Source organism: Enterococcus sp. AZ009 (assembly GCF_050548785.1).
Lineage (GTDB): Bacteria > Bacillota > Bacilli > Lactobacillales > Enterococcaceae > Enterococcus_D > Enterococcus_D entomosocium.
Genome location: NZ_CP172960.1, coordinates 1,507,172 through 1,526,436, shown reverse-complemented (window position 1 = coordinate 1,526,436; position 19,265 = coordinate 1,507,172). Strand labels below are relative to the sequence as shown.

Sequence of the window (19,265 nt, the reverse complement as noted above, 5' to 3'; positions counted from 1 at the left end):
CCCTCCTCTCCTTATTCTTTTATTCGGATCCGGCTTTGCCCGCTGCCGTTGGTTTCTACGAACACTTGCTGCAGGATCCTTGCCCGCAGTTCTCGAACATGACTGATGATCCCAATCATGCGCCCTTCATTTTCGATCATTTCTAATGCTTCCATCGCCATTTCCAATGATTCTTCATCAAGCGAGCCAAACCCTTCATCGATGAAAAGTGCTTCGATCTCAATCCCGCCAGCTCGTTGCTGGATCACATCTGCTAAAGAGATTGCTAACGCTAAGGCTGCAATAAAGCTTTCACCGCCTGACAGTGTATGTGCTCTTCTGACTTGACCGGCATTATCGTCATAGATGTCAATTTCTAAGCCTGTTGAGCTTCGATAGCTCCCAACTTTATCCGCTAATTCAAATTGATAGCGGCCACGGGTCAAACGGGACAAGCGTTCATTGGCGACTTCTAAGATCTCCGTCAAAAATTGTTGCAACACATACCGTTCCAAGCTGGTTTTCTTCGTGTTTTCGCCATTGATGGTTTCTGCCAACTGTTGAAGTTGGCCTAATTGGGCAAGTTCTTCTACATTTTTCTGATAAATGACTTGCAACTCGTCAAATAACCGTTGATTGCTGTTGACCTTCTCCTGTTTGCGAACCGTTTCTTGCTGTAATTCCTCCATCACAGTCTGCAACTGAAGGTAGGTCGTTTCCAATTGGATTAAATCCATTGTCGCCTGCTCTTTTAATTGGGTATCTAGCAATATCAGACGCTGTTGAACAAACGCCGTTTCTTGCTCATAGGTTTTGATTTCTTCTGTCAGAAGGGTTGTTTGAGGAGCTTGGGCAATCAATTCCCGCATTGCTTCTTCAGTCATCGCTGCTTCTTGCAATCGTTGCATCAGCCGTTGTTCTGCTTTCGCCTTGGCGGCTTGCTTTTCTTCGAAAAATTGTTGTACATTCTTCAACTTCTCTGAAAGGATCGCTTGCTGCTCTTTGATCTGTGCTTCTTGCCGGGCATCCGCCTCGATTTGTTGCGTATATTCCCTTAGTAAAAGATGAATTGACGCTAAATCGGCTTGTAGTTGTTGGTAAGTAGCACCACCAAGTTGTTCTTGCAAAGAGGCCAATTTTCCTGCCGCAAGTTGGCGCGCTTCCTCGGCCTTTTTTGCTTGCTCACTGACTTGCTGATAGGATTCATCTAACTTTGTCAATTGCCCCTTTACTGCCTGATATGTTTTTTGCGCTGCTTCGTAAGAGGAGGCTTTTTGCTGATTGATAGATTGTCGTTTTTTTAATTCCTGTGCAATCGTTTCTTCAGTAAGCTTCTCTTGCGTTTCGAAAGGCTGTAACCTAGCGTATGCCTGCTGAACGTCGTTCCAAGCAGCAGCCGCTTGCTTTTCCGCCGAAACGCTTGTCGCTTGCCATTCATTGATCCGCAATAACGCTTGTTCTTGAAGCGTTTGATTTGCCGATACCTGCTGTTGGACTATCGTCAATTTTTCTTGCATTTGCTCAAGTCTTTGCTCACTCGCAAGAATGTCCTCAATGGGATAGGTCGTATGCTCCTGTGCATTCGGATGATCCAATGATCCACACACGGGACAAGGTTCATTTTCTTCCAATAAAAGACGAAGCCGCGCAATTTGCATCCGAGCATTTTGACTGGTTTCTTGTTTTAGCGTTTTTTGCAGCTCTAGCAAAGATGTTTCTAGTTGCTGTTTTTCAAGGACCAAATCCGAATGAATTTGTTGTTGTTCCCCGGTTTTTTGCTCTGCTTCACGAACCAGTGCCTTTGCTTGCTGCCATTTTTCAATTAGCAATTGTGTTTCAGCTAGTTTTAATGCTTCTGTTTGAAATGTTCTTAACGTTTCAATTTTTTCTACCAGTTGCTGCTCTTGTGTTTTGGTGTTAGCAAGCACTTGAGTAATTTGGGTCAATTTGCCCGTTTGCTGCTGTGCTGCTTTTTCCTGCTGTGCCACTTCTTCTCGCTGCTTTTCTGTGCGTTGCGCCAATGGAATCTGCTGCTGGATCTGTTGGCTTCTTTGATTGGCAGCTTCATGCTTTTTCTTAGTCTCTTCGATCAACGGTCTTTGTTCTTGCCAGCTTACTTGTTGCCGCTGAACATCTTGCAACAGCTGCTTCGTTTCGTCGATTTGCTGTGCTGCTTGCTGCGCTTCATTTACGCGTTCTTCTTTTTGCTGCATGATTTCTTGATGTTCAAGCGCCCACACAAGTTGGGTCAATCGTGCTTTTTTTTGATCGATCTCGTTTTTTTGGGCATTCAACAGTTGTGCTTTTTCTTGTAGTTCTTGCCATTCGATCCGAGCATTTTCGATTTCTTTTGCACGGTAAAAGGCATCTTGCGCAGCTTTCATTTCTTGCGTTGCCTGGTCTTTTCTCTGCAATAACTTTTGAAGTTGAATCTGTTGTTTCTCTAAATCTTGCGCCCATAAAGTCAGACATTCCGCAACCGTTAAAACTTCTTGCACTTCTTCCCATTCAAAACGCTCCATGATCTGCGAAGCGACTAGTTGCTGATGTTCAAGCTTTCTACTTTGTGCTTTGACTTGCTCTTTTAGCCATTCATTAAATTGCTGGTACATTTCTGTACCAAATAGATTTCGTAAAACCCGTTCTTTCTCGTTACTACTGGCAATCAGAAAATTACGAAATTCTCCTTGCGGCAACATCATGATTTGAAAAAACTGTTTTGCATCCAGCTGCAGCAGATCCTTGATAAACGCATCAACTTCTGTCCGTTTACTGATCTGCTTTTTCTCTTTGCCATCGGCGTCAAAAATCGTCAATTGAACTTTTGCCGTTTGGTTAGTGACACCGTCACCACGTTTTTTTGCTAACGTCTGTTCCGGTTTCCGTTGGATCTGGTAGGTAAAACGCTGATGTTCAAAAGTAAAGGTGACGCTGGTCTCTTCGGTTGGTGAAGCAAACATCGATCGCATTTCTTTGCCTGAGCGCAGATTCCCCGATGTTTCACCGAACAAGGCAAACGTCATTCCATCGAAAATAGTCGTTTTTCCTGCACCAGTTTTACCGCTGATCAAAAACAACCCGCCAGCTTGCAGCTGACTAAAATCCAATTTTTCATCAATGAATGGACCAAAATTTTTCATTTGTAAAGACTTCGGTTGCATGACTATTCCCTCTTTTCCACGACAAATGCTTCATTTAATCCTTGTTCGATCCATTTGGTTTGTGAATCGAGCAATGAATCTCCCGTCATTTCTTGAAAAAAATGACTGATCAAGGTCTGCGGGTCGGTTTCTCGTGTCGTTAGCTGTCTTTTTTTCGTCTGTTCTCGTCCATTCAACCGTTCGACAGACAAAATAAATGGATAGATTTTTCGCAACTGATTCATCATATTTGGAATCACAGCACGATCCGTCAGCAGAAAATGCCAAAACGCCTCACGATCCAGATCACGGTAAAAAACCGGATCGATCAACTCCTCAAAGGACGCCGTCAGCTGCTGGATATCCCTTTTTGGTGTCAGTGGAATAAATTCATTGGTATCTTTTACGGTATCAATAAGATAGATCCCTTTTTGGTTCGTCCGTTCAGAAAGGGAAAATTTCAGTGGTGAGCCGCTGTACCCGATCTTTGGGTGTTTGAGAGCCGTATTGGCATGTAAATGGCCTAAAACAACCCGATCAAAAGGCGCAAAAGCGGTGGTCGGTACGCTGTCCAATCCGCCAACTTGAATTTTTGTTTCTGAATCTGTTTGGCTAGAACCCGCCACAAAAAAATGGGTCACTAGCACTTGCTTTTTGGACGAGTCAAAGTTCTTGGTCATCTCCTCAATGACTCTTTGGACACTATCAGAAATCTTCATTAATGGTTCATCAAAAAACAAGCGGGCCTCGATGGGTTCGAAATACGGTAGTAAAAAGAATTGTGTATCGTCAAACTCAACCGGGTGCAAACTTTGTTCGATGCTGGTGGACAGGTAAAAGCGTGTTTGTTGAAACCACTGACTGCCGGTTTCTAAACGAGTTGGACTATCATGGTTTCCTGAGATAGCCAATAATGGCAGTTCATTCGTTAAATTGATTTCAGCGATTTTTTCATTTAGTAATTTGACTGCATCAACAGCAGGAACCGAACGATCATAAAGGTCCCCCGCAATGACGATGGCATCGACCTTTTCTGCTCTTGCTAGCGCTATGATTTGATCAATGATTGCTCGTTGGTCTTCCAGCAGATCATAGCCATGTAGTTTTTTTCCGATGTGCCAATCAGCTGTATGTATAAAGCGCATTTCTTCACCTTCTTAAAAAATATCCTTCCAATCATTATACCACTTTCCCTGATCGTTAGACATCTCTCTTCCAGCGAAATTTCATTTACCACCCATTTTTGATAAAAATAGCGAACACCTAACATCATTATGTTGAAATGTTTTTTCAATTATAAATTTATATCTTGAAATATAATTACACTTCATTTACAATGAGTGTGAAATCGAATTCAACAATCGCTTTCATCACTATTCTAAAAGAAAGGAGAAACGATATGCTTGCAATAGGACTCATGTCAGGAACCAGTTTGGATGGAATCGACGCTGCTTTAGTAAAAATCAACGGCTGCGGTACCGAAACTGACGTCCAGCTGATGGAAATGCTCACACTGCCCATTGGTGAAGAATTGAAGGAACGAATAAAAACCGCTTGTGATCCGGTGGAATCAAATGTTCCCCTCATCTGCCAATTAAATACTGAATTAGGGTATCAATTTTTGGAAGCGTGTCAAATCCTCTGCCAAAAAGCCGGTATTGAAGAAAAAAGCATTGATTTTGTTGCCAGCCACGGACAAACGATCTGGCACTCCCCCGATGCTGATCCAGCGAAAAACAGCACCTTGCAAATTGGTGAACCTTCGATTATCGCTTATGGCTTACAAACGAAAGTCGTCGCCGATTTCCGAGTGATGGATATGGCTGCTGGCGGGCAAGGAGCGCCCCTTGTACCTTATACGGACTATCTGCTCTATCAATCAGACGATAAAAATCGTTTGTTGCAAAATATTGGCGGCATCGGCAACGTTACTGTTCTGCCTAAAGATGGTGGCTTAAGCGAATTATATGCTTTTGATACAGGTCCAGGAAACATGGTCATCGATGAACTAATGGTTCAGCTATTCGGTCAGCCTTATGATGCGTTTGGTGAAACAGCCCGAGCGGGAGCAATTATACCCACCTTGCAAAAGGAATTAAGAACTCATTTTTATTTGTCCCAGCAACCGCCGAAAAGCACTGGACGTGAACAATTTGGTAAACATTTTGTGCAGCAGCTAATGACCGAATATCCCCAAGTAGCATCGGAAGACTTGGTGAGAACTTTAACCGATTTCACCGCATTTTCCATTGCTGACAGTTACCAACGGTTCATTTTCCCTCAGTTGGGAACAAATGATATTGAAGTGATTCTTTCAGGTGGCGGCGCCCATAACCATCTGCTGATTGAGATGATCAAAGGCTATTTACCCGAAACAGTAGCCGTTGTAACACAAGATGACATTGGCGGTTCGAACGATGCCAAAGAAGCGGTGGCTTTCGCCATCTTAGGAAATGAAACCCTTCACAGCCGTGTCAACAATGCCCCTGCAGCAACCGGGGCAGCCCAAGGCGTGATTTTAGGAAAAATCATTCCGAATCCATGGGAAACAAAAATGTAAAACATCTTAGGAGGATAAACCATGTTAGATAAATTCACTCAGTTCATCGAACGCCATCTGGCAGGACCGATGGAAAAACTTGGCAGCCAGCGTCATTTGCGAGCGGTTCGTGACGGGATCGTTTCAACATTGCCATTGATTATCGTCAGTTCGTTCTTTATGATTTTAGCCTTTCCACCGCTGCCTCAAAGTTGGGGCATCTATCAATTCTTGTCTAGCAATGCCACAACCATCTTATTGCCTTATCGAATGACGATGTACATTATGAGCTTGTATGCTGCATTCGGGATCGGATACAGTCTTTCTCGCTCTTATAAGCTTGATGGTCTTTCAGGTGGGATCTTAGCTACGACCGCCTTCTTACTGACCTTCACCCCGGTCAATATCCCAGCAGAAGCGTTGGATGCAGCTGGAACGGTCGGTTTTGTCTTGCCAATGGCCAATTTAGGGAGTGCTGGTATGTTCGTGGCGATCATCACCTCGATTCTTGCCGTTGAAATCTATCGGTTAACGGACAAATCGAAATTCAAAATCACGATGCCAGAACAAGTCCCACCTGCAGTCGCTCGCTCTTTTGAAGCCTTGACTCCCACTTTAGTGATCATTTTGGGAATGGGCGCGATCACTTACTATATCGGTTTTGACTGGCACACGATCGTGGCAAAAGTCGTCGATCCTTTAGTCAGTGCCGCAGATACCTTGCCAAGTGTGCTTTTGATCACCTTCTTGACGACCTTCTTCTGGTCATTCGGGATCCATGGTGCTTCTATCGTTGGTTCACTGGCTCGTCCATTATGGTTACAGTTGTTAGAAGGAAATACAACAGCGCTTGCATCGGGAGATATGATTCCCAATATTGCAGCCGAACCATTTTATCAATGGTTCATCTGGATTGGTGGGGCTGGTTCAACGATTGGTTTGGCTATTTTGTTAGCTTTTCGCACAAAATCGGAATTCGGTTCCAAACTAGGAAAAACAGCCTTAATTCCAGCTATTTTCAACATCAACGAACCACTGATTTTCGGTACACCGATCGTCTTGAATCCAATCTTGATCCCGCCATTCATCATTGCGCCTTTAATCAATGGTATCATTGCATGGGTCGCCACCTCAGCAGGTTTAGTCAATGCCGTCACGGTCAATGCCCCTTGGACATTGCCTGGACCAATTGGTGCTTTCTTAGCGACTGGCGGCGATTGGCGTGCGATCGTGCTGAATGTTCTTTTGATTCTTTTATCGATTCTGATCTATTACCCATTCGTAAAAATCTATGACAAAAACGAATTGGAAAAAGAAAATCAACCAGTCACACAATAATTTGTTGATAAAGGTCGGACGAAGCACCCATCAAGACAATCGGAAGAAGCGCTCCACAGCAGCATTTTTCGATACTAAGAGGTGCTTCGTACGATTTTTTTAGAAAGAGGGAAAACCATTGAAACGAGAAATTGGCCTTTCGATTTACCCCGACCATAGCGATCCTTTACTGGATCAAGACTATTTAAAAAAAGCTGCTGCCCTTGGTTACTCTCGCTTATTTATGAGTATGCTAGAAGTCAGTGAAGGCAAAGAGACCGTCAGAAAAAAATTCTCTTCGATTATCGGGTTTGCCAAGAACCTTGGGTTTGAAACGATTTTAGATATTTCCCCAGCTGTTTTTAGTGATCTGGCGATCTCTTATGACGATCTAAGCTTCTTTGCAGAATTAGGTGCGGACGGTATCCGCTTGGATCAAGGGTTTGATGGCAGCAAAGAAGCCCAACTGACCTTCAATCCATTCGGCTTGGCGATTGAATTAAACATGAGTAATGATGTGAACTATTTAGAAAATATCCTTTCTTATCAAGCCAATGAACCTTTTTTATATGGCTGCCACAATTTTTACCCCCAACGAGGCACAGGATTAACGGAGGCTTTTTTCCGCAACTGCAGTCAACGTTTTAAAAAATATGGGTTGAAAACAGCCGCCTTCATCACTAGTCAATCAGCCAAAATTGGCCCTTGGGAAGTCAATGATGGCCTGCCAACCTTAGAATCTTGTCGCGATTTACCTTTGGCGTTGCAAGGAAAGCTGCTTTTTGCTTCTGGGTTGATCGATACGGTGATTATTGGCAATGCCTATGCGTCGGATGCAGAACTGAAAGCTCTGGCGGCGATCGATCGCTACAAACTGACCTTTGGCGTTTCCGTAGAAGCAGAAGCCAGCGAAATCGAACGGAGGATATTAGCTGAAACCAATCATTTTCGTCGCGGTGACAGTAATGCGTTAGTCGCTCGTTCCACACAATCACGGGTGAAATACCGTCCCATCGAAAACCTCCCTCATACAAACCAAGAACCGTTTGCTTATGGGGACATCGTTATCGGCAATGATACCTTTGGTCAGTACAAAAACGAATTGCAGATCGTTTTGACCCCTCACCAAGACGCCCGAAAAAACAAAGTCAGTGCTATCCCAAAAGAGGAGTTGCCTTTGTTGGAATATTTGAAACCATGGACCAAATTTGCTTTCGAATTGTTGGATTAAATCATTAGAAAAAAGCCGCTGATCACAAAAGGATCAACGGCTTTTCTTAGGTATTAATCTTCTCTTTTGGACTCATCGATTTGATAAACAAATGACGGATCGATCGCTTGATCCAGTGTGTCAAATGCACCTTGGATGCGCCGTTCCACTTCCGCCAAGCCCTCTTTGTCCATCTTTTTGATGTCACTGATATCGATTGGCTCCCCAAAACGGACAGTCACTCGCTTGCGTTTAAATAAATCCTTTAATGTCAGCGGTCCTTGATAAACAGAGGGAACGATCTTGACTTTGGCCATTTTCGCGATCAACGCCATGCCACCTTTTAAGGCCGTTGCATGTCTCGTACCACTTGGGAACATGATCAAGCTAAGATCGGTTTCCTTCAAGATTTTGACTGGCGTCTTTACCGCGCTCGGTCCTGGTTTGTCCCGTTTGACTGGAAAAGCATTGGCATGAATCAAAATGAACCGTAAAATCGGGTTTTTGAACAGCTCTTCTTTCGCCATAAAACTGAATTTCTTTGGCCGAGCAGCCACTGCTAGGTACAATGGATCCCACCAGGTTCGGTGAGGAGCCACTAAAATATAGTTTTCATTTTTAGGTAAAACCTCTTTGTTTTGATAACGAGCATTGCCGTTGATCAAAAATAATACTACGCGAACCACACCGCGCATAAAGCGAAAAAACATACTCATTTTCCTTTCTATTTCTCTCCTATTCAAGTATGCAAAAAAACGGTTTAAATGACAAGCCTTTTTTAGCGTTTCCCATTATTCTTAATCGTAGTATAATACATTGAAATGAATTTAGAACAGGAGTATGCTTCATGTTGCAACCGAACGAACGCATTGACCAATTGTATGCCGATGACATCAAGATTATTCAGAGTTCCGAAGTTTTTTCTTTTTCATTAGATGCTGTCTTATTAGCCAATTACGCTAGAGTACCAAAAAGAGGTGTGATCGTTGACCTTTGTGCAGGGAATGGCGCAGTCGGTTTATTTATCAGCAGAAAAACGACTGCTCATATTTATCAGGTCGAATTGCAGGAACGCTTAGCGGATATGGCGCAGCGCAGTATCGAATTAAATGACTTGCAAGAACAGCTGACGGTCTATCCTATGGATTTGAAGAATCTCTTTCAAAAAATCAAACCTGATTCCGTCGATCTTTTGGTCTGCAATCCGCCTTATTTTAAAAATATACCGACGGCGATCAAAAACCCGAATCCCTATTTAGCGATCGCCCGGCACGAGATCACCACAAATTTAGATGAAGTGATCCAAACCGCCAGTAAAGCGTTAAAAATGAATGGAAGGTTTGCGATGGTTCATCGCCCGGATCGCTTTCTCGATATTTTGGACAATATGCGCACCCATCGAATCGCGCCAAAACGAGTCCGCTTCGTCTATCCGAAAGTAGGCAAAGAGGCCAATATTTTATTGATTGAAGGAATCAAGGATGGTAAGGCGGAAGGGTTTAAAATTGATTCTCCTCTCATTACCTATGATGAAACGGGCTCTTATAGTCCAGAAGTGAAGGCGATGCTCTATGGCTGCTGACAACCATTACTTTTATGTCTTACGTTGCAACGACCAATCCTTTTACGGCGGCTATACTACCGATTTGAGTCGCCGCTTATTAGAGCATAACAAAGGGATCGGGGCAAAATATACCCGTCCCGCTAGTCGCAGACCCTTGCAAATGATCCATGCGGAAAGCTTTTCCACTCGCAGTAAAGCCACTCAAGCAGAAGCCGCCTTCAAAAAATTGCCTCGCAAAAAGAAAGAGGACTACCTGATCAGTCATAGGAAAAGCAATGTTCTCTGACCAAGCATGCAAAAAACTACCTGCGCACGGAAGTTTCCTTCTTGAGGGAGCTTTCTTTCGTGACTTAGGTAGTTTTTTTATCGTTATTCATTCCTATTCGGTAACGCCCATTGGGTTTGACTTTTCCCAAATTCTTTCGGGATCACAGAATCAACGGATTGATATTCGAGGGTTTCTTGGGACTTTGGAATCGTAATTGCCGTTAAATAGTTGTTGGTTTCGGAATAGAAACCAATTGTTTCAAAGGAAGGATCAGTCAAATGGTATTGAACCCCCTGCAGTTTAGCAGTTGTTTCCTCATCCACAAAAGTCGGTTGATAGCGAGCATAGTAAACCTGGGCGCCCATTTTAAAATATACGGAGTTATGAGCAGAACCAAGAAATTCAATCTCCCGTTCCACCGGTATTGCTTGATAGATTCCTAAAGTTTCAATCGCTTCATTGCTTTGGATGCGCTGATAAATTGCTGTAGTATCAGATTCGTAATATTTATAGCCTAGAAACATCTTTTCGCGATCTCGGATATTCGGTGTGATCAGCGCATTATACGTTTTGAATTCACCATACACTTGATCCCCAATAAAAAAACCTAATAGACACGTAACGACTATGCCGCCAAGCAATAGCGTCACTTTTGGGTTGCGGTTTTCTCGATAAAGCAGAACCATCAGGAACCCTAATAACGCAATCAGACCAACTACCATGAGAATTGGTAGGATCACATAATAAAAACGCTCACTTTGCAGCCATTTTTCGCTCGTCATAAATGCAACCATTTTTTATTCCTCTTCGATTCCTCACTACTCACTGTCTTACCCTTGGTCAAACAGTAGAAGGATCGTCCTTTCATCCCTTTTCATGCCAATTATCCTCAAGGCGCTCAATTCCCATATAAGTTCTTATGAGATTAATTTTACCATAACTATGTAGAAAAGATAAGTGTTAGATGAATTGCTTTTCACAACAAACATCCATTGACAAAAGGAGGGTTTTATCAGATAATATTAATGCTAATCGGGAATGAATGTCTCCCTCAGTTCTTACTGAAACCGCAATTTTGCTAATGACTTCTACCACTTTTTTTAGTGTGTAGCAGTCATTTTTTTATTTTCACTAGGTCGTCGTATTTGCAGGAGCATTGTTCCTATATTCTTTTTAAAGGATCGTGATAGAAATGATGAAACAAAAAACAACTAATTGGGAACTGACTGCTTTAGGTGTGGTCAGTCTGGTTATTGGCGTATTCGCTGGAGCCGTCGACACCTTCTTTGGGAAGATCCTACTTTCCTTAAGCGCCTTTCGTGATAGTCATTTTTTGCCCTTGATTCTCTTTTTACCCATTATCGGCATTTGTTTTACTTACCTGTTCCAAAAGTACGGTGACCGAAGTCCTCAGGGAATGAATTTAGTGTTTTTAGTCGGACATGAAGAAGAAAAAGACATTCCGTTGCGCTTGATTCCTTTTGTAATGGTGGGAACCTGGCTGACGCATTTATTTGGAGGAAGCGCTGGCAGAGAAGGGGTTGCGGTTCAGTTAGGTGCCACCATCGCCAATCGCTTAGGAAAATGGCTGCGACTAGAAAAGTACGCCAGCACCCTGATCATGATTGGGATGGCTGCGGGATTTGCTGGTTTATTTGAAACCCCGATCGCTGCGACGTTCTTCGCACTGGAGGTACTTGTCATCGGTAAATTCAGTCATCATGCACTCTTACCAACTTTGCTGGCTGCTTTCACCGCTAGTACGACTTCTCAATTGTTAGGATTAGAAAAATTTAGTTTTGCTTTGTCACCGTCCCCCGATTTGACTTTGGCTGTTTTTCTGAAATTACTTTTGATTGGCTTAATATTTGGTATTGTTGGTGGCAGCTTTGCGGGATTATTAGAAACGATGAAACGGATCATGAAACGACGCTTTCCTCATCCTCTCTGGCGCATTGGCATCGGTTCACTCGTGCTAGTCTTACTTTTTGTCCTTTTGTATCATGGTCGTTATTCAGGTTTAGGAACGAATTTGATCAGCGCTAGTTTCACGAATCAACCAATCTATTCTTATGACTGGCTGCTTAAGATGGTGTTAACTGTACTGACTATCAGTATTGGTTTTTTGGGCGGAGAAGTCACCCCTTTGTTTGCGATCGGCGCCTCTTTGGGCGTCGTGCTGGCACCGCTCTTCGGACTGCCTATCGAACTGGTGGCAGCCCTAGGCTATGCCAGTGTCTTTGGCAGTGCTACTAGCACTTTATTTGCACCGATCTTTATCGGTGGGGAAGTCTTTGGCTTTGAAAATCTGCCCTTGTTTGTGATCGTCTGCTCCGTCGCCTACTTTATCAGTAAACCCTATAGTATTTATCCCTTACAAAAATCATTGGCAGACGGGAAATGATTCACTTTTGATCCCTCCTCCAGAGCAAAAGAAAAAACCGCGAACAAGTCGCGGTTTTTTTCTTATTTCGCACGTTTTAAGTAGGTACCTTCAGCTGTATTGATTTCTAGCATTTCGCCTTCTTCAACAAAGTCAGGAACATTGACAACTAAGCCAGTTTCCATCGTTGCTGGCTTGCCTGAACCAGTCACAGTCGCCCCTTTGATCGACGGCTGTGTTTCAACAACCTTTAAGATTACGCTTGATGGTAGTTGAACGCCGATTACTTCGCTGCCGAAGAATTGGATTTTTACTTCCATGTTTTCAAGAATAAATTTCATTTCTTCTTCTACCACTTCAACTGGAATTTCATATTGTTCATACGTTTCCAGATCCATGAAGAATGCTGTATCATCCATTGTGTATAGATATTGCACAGCTTTCGTATCAATATGCGCTTTTTCAAATTTTTCTTCTGGACGGAAGGTTGTATCATAAGTCGAACCAGTCCGAACGTCCCGTAATTTCATACGCATAACCGTATTTCCCTTACCTGGTTTGTGATGGCTAGCATCTAATACTTTGATAAGTTTGCCGTCTTGAACGAATGTCATTCCAGCTCTTAAGTCACTTGCATTGATCATAATTTTGAAATCTCCTTCACTATGTGATAATCCTTGTCTATTGTATCAAAAAAAGCTGCTTTATTCTAGCTAAATCAGTGGGAAGGTCGCACAAGTTTACGGCGTTTCTCCATATAGTGAGGGTCATACTCATCTGTCTCAATATAAATATAGACTTTTTTATCTGCCATCTGGTGTCGAATCTCGGCTTCAATCTCATTAATGATCTCATAGCCGACCTCTTCTTGTTTCGAGGCAATATCAACTTTTGCCGCAATCAAAATTTCTGATGGTCCTAAATGCACCGTTTTAACATCAATCAAGCGATCAACATCTGGCCGTTCAAATGCTCTTTTGATCACTGCTAGATCCCGTTTTGTGACACTTTCGCCAATCAGTAGACTGTAAAATTCTCGGGCTAAGAAAATGGCTGCTACCATCAATAAAAGACCAATCAATAAACCACTGAAGGCATCAAAAAATGCGTTACCCGTAATCATGGTTAAAATCGTACCAAATAGTGCGATCATTAGGCCGATCATTGCACAAAAGTCTTCTGTGAAAATGATCAGAATCTCACTATGCCGACTTTCTTTCAAAAAACGATAGATTGGTTGACGTTCCACATTCAGTTCGCGGATCTCCTTGATCGCGATCCACAACGAACTTCCTTCAACGATCATACCGAAAATCAAAATAGCGATCACCAACCAAGCGTTACCAACTTCATGGGCAGGATGCAGCAGCTTTTCTACCGCTTCCATCACACCGAGGGCGCCCCCACCAAAGAAGAGCATCATCGCAACGATCGTGCTAAAAAAATATTTCGCCCGACCTTCTCCAAACTGATGCAGTTCACTTTGGCCCTTTGTTGCCCGTTTATCCCCGATCAATAAAAAGATTTGATTGCTGCAATCCACGACACTATGAATGCTTTCATTCAACATGGCTGCACTGCCACTTAGTGCATAACCGACAAACTTACTAATAGCCACCAAAATATTTGAGATCAGGGCAGCGATGACTGCCATCATACCATTTGCTTTCTTTTCCACACCTTACGCTTCCTCTCATCAATAAATTCCCTGTCTTTTACTCTGCTATTCTTCTCAAATGAATCACGGCTGACTGAGTCTCTTCAATCAACAGGTGCTTGTTTTTTCAACTTTGCTTCTCGGCGGCTGATTTTTTTGGTCCAAAATCCACCTGAGATATACTTGGGTTCATAGCTGATGATAAACGCTCGTTCTTCCACCGCTTTGATGGTTTGATAGAGCTTTTTCTCACTTTTTCTTTGGGAAAGAATCTCTAAAATCAGTCGTGGCCCTTCTAAGCCTTCTCCATAACTTTGTGTAACTCCGTAGCCTTCTTGTCGTAAGATCTTAGGCAAACTTTTTTCCTCATCCGTATTACTAGGTAGGATCACTGTGACCATTGTATAGCCCAGAGCCAGCTTATCTTCGATTTTGATACCAATACTGACTCCTGCAGCATAACCTAATGCATAGAATAAGAGATTCAGCGGGTTATCCAAACGATCCAATACCATAGATAAGCCTAAAATATAGATCGTGATTTCGATCATACTCACTAATGGGGCAATCACGCGATACCCTTTCATTGTCAATAAAAATCGCAGTGTGTTCAATGTAACATAGGCGAGATTGATAAAGAAAATCATCGCCAGCATTTGTAGATCAACTTCCATCTTTGATTCCCCCTTGTTCTTAGCATATCAAAAGGCAAGAGAAAATTAAAATATTTGAGCAGGATTTAATTACTAAAATAGCTAAATAAAATTTATACTGAGGAAGATATAGTGCTTAAGTGATTTCATTGATCACTACCATGTCATGATTTCACTCATTGGTCCATTGCCTGTGGTTTCACTCTCTTCTATTGATCGAAAAGCATATCCACCAAAGTGGGAAAAGCAGTTTAAACCACCGCTCGTCTGTTTCAGACAAAAAAGAAGTCCAATGGCAACTGGACTTCTTTTTGTCTGAGCAACTTTTACAGTGTTCGATCATATTCACGATTGCAGAACATGCTTACTTGTTTTCCAAGGGGTTATTCGTCAGCACCAGGTACGAAACTCAGCTCCCAACGAAGGGTTCCTTGATAACTTGTTGCTTGCGGCCTCGCGCCAATAGGGATTTCCAGCTCGACACTTTTTTGCATGGTATGCTCGTTTCCATAGCGTTGAATCCAAGTACCCGTCCCTTGATTTTCATTGGCACGTGCAATCACTTGATTCTGCGGTCCTAGCTCAATTGCTTCAACGTAGTCTGGTGCTTCAGAGCGATTTTCTTTAGAGGTGACCATTTCAATATTATTCAAATGCACACTCGCTCCTTTTAAATAGTGCTTAAACGCATCCGTGCTTACGAACCCTTCCTCAGATAATCGGGCACTCAAGGTCCAGCCATTTGGGAGAAATCGACGATCGGAAACCTGAATATAGTTTGGTCGTTTGGTTGATTCATGATCATCCACTGAAGAAATTCGTTGCGGACGCGCCGGATAGCGGCTTGTCGACGAGCGAATCGGTACTGTACCAAAATCGAATTGTGAAACAAAGTCTATACTGATAAACCCGCGATTTTCTGGTATCAATGGTGGATTTTCAGGTAGAATCGGTTGATCAGGATCAAGGGGATCTTTTGGGTCAACGTCACCAATGGGTTCCACAGTGGTTGATGCTTCTGCCCATTTACCATCAAGAAATGCCTGAGCGGTGACCACCTCACCTTGTGTAAAATACTGGAAAGGTTCTAAATCAGATAGATCAAGTAAATAGTGCCCATTTTCACCCGCTTGTGTGTGAAAGTACTCGCTATTGCCGGCACTATCGACTGGCGTTTCAAGCGTCGGTTCTGGCATCAGCCCCTCTCTTTGAAATCGAAGGTAGCTACCAGGATTGGCGGTTCCCGAAATCGTATAGGCATTAGGTAAGGTTCTATCTTCTGTCAAAGGATCGATGGTCACCGTGATGTCTGGGGTTCTCTCAAATAATAGACGTTGTGAACGAGAAGCAAACTGCGCGGCAAACCCTCGACTTGTTTCCTCATTCAGTGAAGATACATTGGTCACATTGGTGTTGGTTCCGGAAATCGCCGCAGTCATGGACAGAATCGGTTGCCACTGAAAATCAGATGGATCTCCTGTATTTCCATGCCGCCACTGGCGAATCGCCTGATTCTTTGCAGTGATTCCTCCCCCTTCAATTAGACCATTTGTGGTGGTCGTTATCGGGCGGGTTCTTTGCAAATTGACACGCTTGGCATCGTCGATCGTCAATCTTGCGGGATTGTTGGCACCGCTAAAGAAAAGTAGGCGTTGGACAGGTTGTGGGCTGTCCGTAAGAATATCTAAGGTAGCATCTTTGCCTACGTTGAGATTGCCAGTCGTGCCAGAGAAGTGGAAGATATTTGCGGTTGTATTTTGATTTGTTGCTTCAACCTCTAAGGTGCTGCTGTCTTCTAAGGTTACATGAGTATTGGCACTCAACCAGAAAATATGACTATACAACGTTCGGTTTGTAGCAGTAACTGACAAGCGACTTTTTTCCATTAAGCGAATATCATGGGGCGTGCCTGATGTGATGACTGCCGGACTGTTGTTTTGTGTATTTAATGCCAATTCCGCACCTTTTCCTAACTCAATGCGTCCATTGCCAGCGACAAAGCGAATATTGGCACCGCCTGCTTCGCCAGCTGAACCGTTGGCATTTAATGATAGTCGGGCATTATTCCCTAGTATGAGACGCGCGTTCGTATTATAAAAATCAAGATTTCCTGAGCTGATCGTCGACATTTCGACGTTTGCTCCCTCACGAAGCTCTATTTGGTTGATTTCAAAATTCGCTTGGGTGTTCGAGTGAATCATCCAAGAAGCATTGAAGTCTGATGTATATCTAGGCGTTTGGTGTGAAACCGAATGTCCAGAAAAGCTGGCTCGAGAGTGCAAACCGTAAAACAACTGATTGCCAGTATGGTTGAGATTGTGGTACCGAATGATTGAACGCTGCTGATTTGACATGTTCAAATCATGATATTCAATTGCCCCCCAAAAGTTTCCATGGTAGAGTTCCAAATTTTGCAAGGTAATGTCCCATGGGGAATCAGGATTGACACTCGAATCGCGGAAACAGATCGCTACGGCTCTAAGATCCATCTGAAAGGTGTCGAGACCATCGATGATTAACGTTCTTGAAACTCTCGAGGCATTGATATAAACATAGGCTAATCCGCCATTAGGATTGGCGCTGCTGCTCCAGCCGTCAATTCCCGTAATGCCTAAACGAGGATTATCGTTCGTTTGAAAACTGGCTGTCAAATAAATATAATTGACCGTCGGATCGACCATTGCAGCCATAAATTCGACCCAGTTAGCAACCCCTCTCTTTTTTACGTCGTCGCCTAACAGATACAGATTACCAGGATCTGACTCTGATTCGTCAGGAATCTGGCTTTCTATTTCCTTCTCTTTTGGTAATTGATCCTCTTTGTCCTCTTGATCGAATTGATCAGTGGAGTCACTCGAATCGGTTAGCGCATCCTCTTGTGTATCCGTAGGGTTTGTCTCCCGTGCTTCCTTTATTTCAAGTATTATCATTGATTCTGCTACTTCAAATGGAAACGCCCCTGCTGTATCAACTACCAATGGAACCAAAAAATCACTTCTAGGGATATCAGTCGTTAGTTTCCAACCATTCTCTTCAGTGGTGGACGTAATTTTGACTCCCTTTGGCAACTCCTCTTCAACAAAAACCGCAGATTGCGGCAACCGGATCGCTATTTCACTAATGGGACGGCCCGTATGAAACGCAACTAGTAACATGTCTCCTACAGTCCCGGCTTTCGTTGATTCATCAAAATAAATGGCAACTTTTCCCTCAGCCTCTTTCTCTCGTATCGGTTCGAATGGGTCACTCGCAACCGTTTCTTCCTCCAGCTGTGCAGCAAAGAAAATGTTTGAAGAAAACACACTCATGGTTGAAAAAAAGTAGAGTCCTCCAAGTAAGCCAATAATGATGGTGAAATATACCTTTCTCTTTTTCTTGTTCATTTGTTGATGCCCCACCTTTCAGCGTATCTTTCCCTTGAAATCGATCATGGATCAGTCCTTCCCAAAGAGCAGCTATAACCATCAGGACGCTTGCTTCCTTTTTTCAATTACGGCTGATCAGAAAACCACAATCCTGCCATCGATTTTAAATGACAAAAGAAATCGCCAATTAAAATAACAAACATTATAAATAACGATGGTTTTGATCGTTTCACTTTATTCTATAGCCCACGCTATTGCTTAGTAAAATCAGAATATTCCTCAGTCGGTGAAAAATGTAATTCGACTAAGTATTTTGTGAAATCGGCAGTTTCAGCACACAAAAAAAACAGCTAGATGTTCGCCATCTAGCTGAAATCATTCATCGTTATGCTCAAAGGACTACTTCTATTAAGAGTAACTGTCTCTACTATTTAGAACGAAAATAGCCATTTGAAGATTCTTCTTGTTGATCGTCTTCAATCATTCCTTTTAATGATCGATCTAAAACGGACCGTTTTTTCTCACCATTTTTTTTATTGTTGGCTCGAAACTCGCTGCGTGTCATCCCAACAGAGGGGTGGCGATTGAATTTTTTGACGGTTGGATCGCTTTCTTCTTTGACTTGATAAGCTGCTGGTTCAGTGTCAAATAACAAATAACTTTCTTGTTTTTTTGCCATTGCATCCATCAAATCGTTCGGCGTAATTTCAGGTTTTTTCTCATCAGGAATAATTGATGCAGGAATATATTTAGGCACGAAGTAAGAGCGTCCCGAATATTCTTTTTTTGAAGAAACAGGAACCTCAGCTTTTTCCTTCTTACTAGTCACTTGATAAGAAGAATGGTTCGCTTCTTTGCCAAAAAAATTGGTTTTTCCTGTCGGCATCTGCTCTTTCACCGGACGTTTTCCGTACTGAGGCAAGTTGGCACGGTGATTGGCAAGCTCTTCTTTTTGACGAACATTGTGCCCTCGATCGCGTTGGCTGGAATGCACTTTACGCTGCAAAGATTGATTTTCTTCCTTGTGAGAATGACTCACGGGATCTTTGATTTCGGTTAAAATCCAATCATCTGCTTTACTGAATGCGGGGCGATGCTCGGATTGAAGCTTCACACCGTCTGTATCATCATAAGCAGGAAAACGGAAGTGTTTTCGTTTCACATCTAAATAATTTGCCACTGTACTCATC

General features: G+C 42.9%; 15 protein-coding genes and 1 riboswitch. Of the genes, 6 read left to right on the top strand and 9 right to left on the bottom strand.

Annotated features, from left to right (window positions below; translation table 11 throughout):
* Nucleotides 1–11 precede the first annotated feature (11 nt).
* Nucleotides 12–3,140: an SbcC/MukB-like Walker B domain-containing protein gene (locus IGJ74_RS07290; RefSeq protein ID WP_218193328.1), complete on the bottom strand. Its 3,129-nt coding sequence runs from the start codon at nucleotides 3,138–3,140 to the stop codon at nucleotides 12–14.
* Between the two features lie 2 nt (nucleotides 3,141–3,142).
* On the bottom strand, nucleotides 3,143–4,264 hold the full coding sequence (locus tag IGJ74_RS07285; protein ID WP_005236763.1) for an exonuclease SbcCD subunit D: 1,122 nt from the start codon (nucleotides 4,262–4,264) through the stop codon (nucleotides 3,143–3,145).
* Nucleotides 4,265–4,518: 254 nt separating this feature from the next.
* Between IGJ74_RS07285 and anmK the strand changes: the two genes are divergently transcribed.
* The 3 genes from anmK (at nucleotide 4,519) to IGJ74_RS07270 (ending at nucleotide 8,206) form a co-directional block, all read left to right on the top strand.
* Nucleotides 4,519–5,679: an anhydro-N-acetylmuramic acid kinase AnmK gene (anmK, locus tag IGJ74_RS07280; protein ID WP_218193329.1), complete on the top strand. Its 1,161-nt coding sequence runs from the start codon at nucleotides 4,519–4,521 to the stop codon at nucleotides 5,677–5,679.
* Nucleotides 5,680–5,700: 21 nt separating this feature from the next.
* Nucleotides 5,701–6,996, top strand: coding sequence for a PTS sugar transporter subunit IIC (locus IGJ74_RS07275; protein WP_005236767.1), 1,296 nt, complete (start codon nucleotides 5,701–5,703; stop codon nucleotides 6,994–6,996).
* 118 nt (nucleotides 6,997–7,114) lie between these two features.
* Nucleotides 7,115–8,206: a MupG family TIM beta-alpha barrel fold protein gene (locus tag IGJ74_RS07270; RefSeq protein WP_218193330.1), complete on the top strand. Its 1,092-nt coding sequence runs from the start codon at nucleotides 7,115–7,117 to the stop codon at nucleotides 8,204–8,206.
* Nucleotides 8,207–8,259: 53 nt separating this feature from the next.
* Here the strand turns inward: IGJ74_RS07270 and IGJ74_RS07265 are convergent, their stop codons facing one another.
* Nucleotides 8,260–8,895 carry a lysophospholipid acyltransferase family protein gene (locus IGJ74_RS07265; protein ID WP_005229679.1) on the bottom strand — a complete coding sequence of 212 codons (636 nt, stop codon included), beginning with the start codon at nucleotides 8,893–8,895 and terminating at the stop codon, nucleotides 8,260–8,262.
* Nucleotides 8,896–9,032: 137 nt separating this feature from the next.
* On the opposite strand from IGJ74_RS07265, the gene IGJ74_RS07260 reads away from it, so the two are divergent.
* Together IGJ74_RS07260 and IGJ74_RS07255 are read left to right on the top strand one after the other, a co-directional pair.
* A complete protein-coding gene (locus IGJ74_RS07260) occupies nucleotides 9,033–9,767 on the top strand; it encodes a tRNA1(Val) (adenine(37)-N6)-methyltransferase (RefSeq protein WP_016613240.1) in 735 nt (244 codons plus the stop codon).
* Complete coding sequence (locus IGJ74_RS07255) at nucleotides 9,757–10,035, top strand: GIY-YIG nuclease family protein (protein ID WP_005236776.1); 279 nt, start codon at nucleotides 9,757–9,759, stop codon at nucleotides 10,033–10,035. Before IGJ74_RS07260 ends, IGJ74_RS07255 begins: the two co-directional genes overlap by 11 nt.
* Before the next feature lie 83 nt (nucleotides 10,036–10,118).
* Here the strand turns inward: IGJ74_RS07255 and IGJ74_RS07250 are convergent, their stop codons facing one another.
* Nucleotides 10,119–10,811, bottom strand: a complete 693-nt coding sequence (locus tag IGJ74_RS07250) for a hypothetical protein (RefSeq protein ID WP_008379712.1) — start codon at nucleotides 10,809–10,811, stop codon at nucleotides 10,119–10,121.
* Between the two features lie 231 nt (nucleotides 10,812–11,042).
* A riboswitch (Fluoride riboswitch) is annotated at nucleotides 11,043–11,115 on the top strand.
* Between the two features lie 94 nt (nucleotides 11,116–11,209).
* Here IGJ74_RS07250 and IGJ74_RS07245 point away from each other — a divergent pair.
* The gene (locus IGJ74_RS07245; RefSeq protein ID WP_086299712.1) at nucleotides 11,210–12,421 is read left to right on the top strand and encodes a chloride channel protein; all 1,212 of its coding nucleotides are present in this window, start codon (nucleotides 11,210–11,212) and stop codon (nucleotides 12,419–12,421) included.
* 62 nt (nucleotides 12,422–12,483) lie between these two features.
* On the opposite strand, the gene efp is transcribed toward IGJ74_RS07245, so the two are convergent.
* From efp to IGJ74_RS07220, 5 genes are all read right to left on the bottom strand, one after another.
* A complete protein-coding gene (efp, locus tag IGJ74_RS07240) occupies nucleotides 12,484–13,044 on the bottom strand; it encodes an elongation factor P (protein ID WP_005229668.1) in 561 nt (186 codons plus the stop codon).
* A gap of 74 nt (nucleotides 13,045–13,118) precedes the next feature.
* Nucleotides 13,119–14,057: a cation diffusion facilitator family transporter gene (locus IGJ74_RS07235; protein ID WP_034872243.1), complete on the bottom strand. Its 939-nt coding sequence runs from the start codon at nucleotides 14,055–14,057 to the stop codon at nucleotides 13,119–13,121.
* Between the two features lie 104 nt (nucleotides 14,058–14,161).
* Complete coding sequence (locus IGJ74_RS07230; RefSeq protein ID WP_005236782.1) at nucleotides 14,162–14,731, bottom strand: DUF2179 domain-containing protein; 570 nt, start codon at nucleotides 14,729–14,731, stop codon at nucleotides 14,162–14,164.
* Nucleotides 14,732–15,093: 362 nt separating this feature from the next.
* Complete coding sequence (locus IGJ74_RS07225) at nucleotides 15,094–18,093, bottom strand: WxL domain-containing protein (RefSeq protein ID WP_430608748.1); 3,000 nt, start codon at nucleotides 18,091–18,093, stop codon at nucleotides 15,094–15,096.
* Between the two features lie 409 nt (nucleotides 18,094–18,502).
* A complete protein-coding gene (locus IGJ74_RS07220) occupies nucleotides 18,503–19,264 on the bottom strand; it encodes a hypothetical protein (protein ID WP_218193332.1) in 762 nt (253 codons plus the stop codon).
* Nucleotide 19,265 lies beyond the last annotated feature (1 nt).